This window comes from Bullifex sp., from assembly GCF_034103065.1.
GTDB lineage: Bacteria > Spirochaetota > Spirochaetia > Sphaerochaetales > Sphaerochaetaceae > Bullifex.
On record NZ_JAXEGN010000108.1, the window covers coordinates 1 to 3,093 of the forward strand.

Below are 3,093 nucleotides of genomic sequence, written 5' to 3' on the forward strand. Positions count from 1 at the left end.
TAGGATTTTGTCCGCACTCTCGAATGGTTGATTTACGCCGACGCTAACACCCTTGTACTTCGGAAAGAAGTATATTTTTGCTGGTATCGGTCATAAAGCGGCTCCTAAATGAAGATTTTGTCATATGACAAGCGATGACAGAGAGGGAGTTAGGATGTCTTCCCTGCTTTTTTTAATTGCTTATAATATAACAAATAAGTGTTATCAAATAGCCTATATTTGTTCAATAGGAAAGGGGCTGTACATCAGCCTTATTTGAAGGTATTTTCATGCAACAGTCCCTTATATCTTTCATATCAATCTAAATAAACTAGATAACACTTTGCATCAGCACTTTCACTTGCGAACGTAAGCGAATTTGGAAGTTTATCATAATATCTTATAATACTAAAACTCATTGGTCCAAGATTTACATTCATATCAGTTTTGTCTGCATCGTTTGTGTATGTTATGGCCTCATCATAGATACGTTTTACTTCATAGAGCTCAGGGAACTTCATATCACGCTTTATTCCATTAATCTCATCTACTCCTAGAGCTTCAGCAATTATTTCAAGCATGAAATCTTCATATACCTCATTAAATGGTTTTTTGAGTTCTCTTTCTACTGCTTCAAGGGTATCGGTATCTTGTCGAGTTAGATTGATGACAACGTCCATTCCACCGTAATCTTGATACTTTTCTTCAATGTATGACCAGAACATACAGCCGATACCATAGTTACATATTTGATATTCTTGACACCTTGGATGATATGTTTTGCTGTTGTGGAACATCATGTTAATGTATCCTTGCTCCTCATTGTATGCCCCATGCTCCCTTTCAAAGAGGCCATTCTGTTTTAAACTTATGTAATCAGCAATACCTTCCTCCAAAAAGTGTGCTAAGTCTATCGCTTCCATGTATGCTGTATTGTGCTTTCTATCAACTTGAAGATAATGGGTGTATTCATGGGCAAAGGTTTTGAGAAATGATTCCGCTGCTGCCTTAGCTCCTGATTCATTATAATTATTTCTTATCGATGAGAGGTTCATGTAGAATGCAGCATAAGCATTCCTTGATGATTGGGAATTGTATGGCTCTGAAGAAAAATACCCAAGTGTGCCAATATCTTCTTCATTGAAATCATATATTGCAATAGTAAAAAGCCTGTGATTATTTCCTTCTGAATCCTTCATAGGGAAAAGATATTTTTCAGAAGGCTTGGTTTTTAGCATTTCTTGTTCTTTTTCAAGGTAGTTATCTTCCATCAAGGAATCTTCATCATAATACAGACAATTGAGAATTTCATTGACCATCTCAAGGTCATTATCTGAAACATTTTTGTCGATAATGTATAGCAATCCATTATCATAGTCTCGTCCTGTAATTATATCTTCTGAATTTTGAATTTCCTTCATATCCTTCTGTTCAGGTTTGTCGTTGTCATATACATACATTCCGTCCCATGTAATATTCCCATATTCATCTTGGTAAGGTTTTGAAATATTAATTGCAGAATATGTGCTAGATAAATTCCTTGATCCAGACCAAGTAATATCATTTATAACTGTTGCTTCTACTTTAAATTCATCACCTTCATATTCTTTAGAAGTTGAATAACCTGACATGAAATTTGTTACGATGGAATACACTGTACAATCTTCCTTATTTATCGTTACAGTTTCACCGTTCTCTATATTTGTGGGGTTAATTCTTTGTTCAGCGTTACCGTTATTAAAGGTAAGAAGTGTCTCTATGTAACCAATTTCGCTGTATGCTGAAATTAAAATACAAGTTTTAAGATTATCTGAAGATACAGGGTCATTACCTTTCCCAAAAGGAAAAAGATTGATTTCTCCTTTTGATTTTATGTAAGAAATTTCACTTGTACCATCAGAATAGATATAAATAGTTCTATAAATAAAATTGGTTTCTTCATTTGTATCTTTAAATTTGAGTATTAGAGAATTCTGACAATCACTATCATTGTATTTAGTACTGACAACACTACCATCATATTGTATTGTCAATTCATTATTTCCATCTGACCATTTACTCTTAGCTTCATCTATTTTTAGATTTGGTTTTTCTACTTCTGGAAGGAGAAATGATACATTTTCTATTTTTAGTATTTCATTATCAAGCATTGAGAACCAAAGTACTGGAGCTATGACTTTAAGTTCACCATTTTCAATAGTGAATACTTTAATCGGGCTTGATTCTCCAATAGATATTGCATCTTCTTCTTTGTAAGTTTTTTCACCAAGCTTAATTGAAGATACTTTGCTTTTAATTTTACCTACATTTACATAATTAACTGTTTCTGAAGATGAAATGTCTTTCATTGCCTTTTCACTATCTTCAGCAAGATTGTTGCTGATGGTGAAAAGATCAGGGTGGTAACCGCATAAGGTACAGCTTTCATTTTTTATTGTATGATAACCACTCTCGATGTTACTACATCCTTCAACCGTACAGTGCCTAACATGTGTGGATTTACCATCATTGGTCCATTGAGTATATTCATGATTTAAGAGTAGGTTGATGATGATATCTGAATTTACAGTGTATTTTTCACCTGCAGAATATGGCCTATTGGCAATGGTTGCAGTGTAACTATGGCCGTTGATTATCTTTTCTGGAAATGTAATTACGGTTCCATTTTTTACTTCAGAGGGAATTCCTGCAAGTGAATAATCTCCAATTATTGTAATCTTTCTAATTACATCTTGAGGCCCAGATGTTGAGTGATTACAAGAAACAAAAGTGAAAAGTAGCATTAATGTGATAACTACTATTAATATTTTTCTTCTGTGCATATATCCTATATCCTTTAAACGCAACATATTATTGCTTTTTATTCAAGATAAAAGCAGAAATATATTTCAACCTTAATATTTATTTTACTTTTATATCGATGCATGGTTCAACTAAGAAGTTTTCCCAAAATTATTAATGAGTTAAGCCCCTCGTCAAGACAGTAGTTCAGGATAATAAGGAATTTACGCTACCTCTGTTTTCTCCTTTGAGTATCCCTCTGCAGGGAAACATCCATTTCTATAAACTTCATAAGGAGTCTGGTATCCTAAAGACTCATGAGGTCTTACCTTG

The 3,093-nt window shown here is 33.6% G+C and carries 1 protein-coding gene; it reads right to left on the reverse strand.

The genetic code is table 11. From position 1 onward, the window contains the following. Nucleotides 1-296 precede the first annotated feature (296 nt). Nucleotides 297-2,801, reverse strand: coding sequence for a hypothetical protein (locus tag SOY52_RS04405; protein WP_320847768.1), 2,505 nt, complete (start codon nt 2,799-2,801; stop codon nt 297-299). Nucleotides 2,802-3,093: the final 292 nt, after the last annotated feature.

What these genes read in the sequence shown, in the direction of transcription:
- SOY52_RS04405 (WP_320847768.1), bottom strand. Translation starts at nt 2,801, where the DNA reads ATGCACAGAAGAAAAATATTAATAGTAGTTATCACATTAATGCTACTT.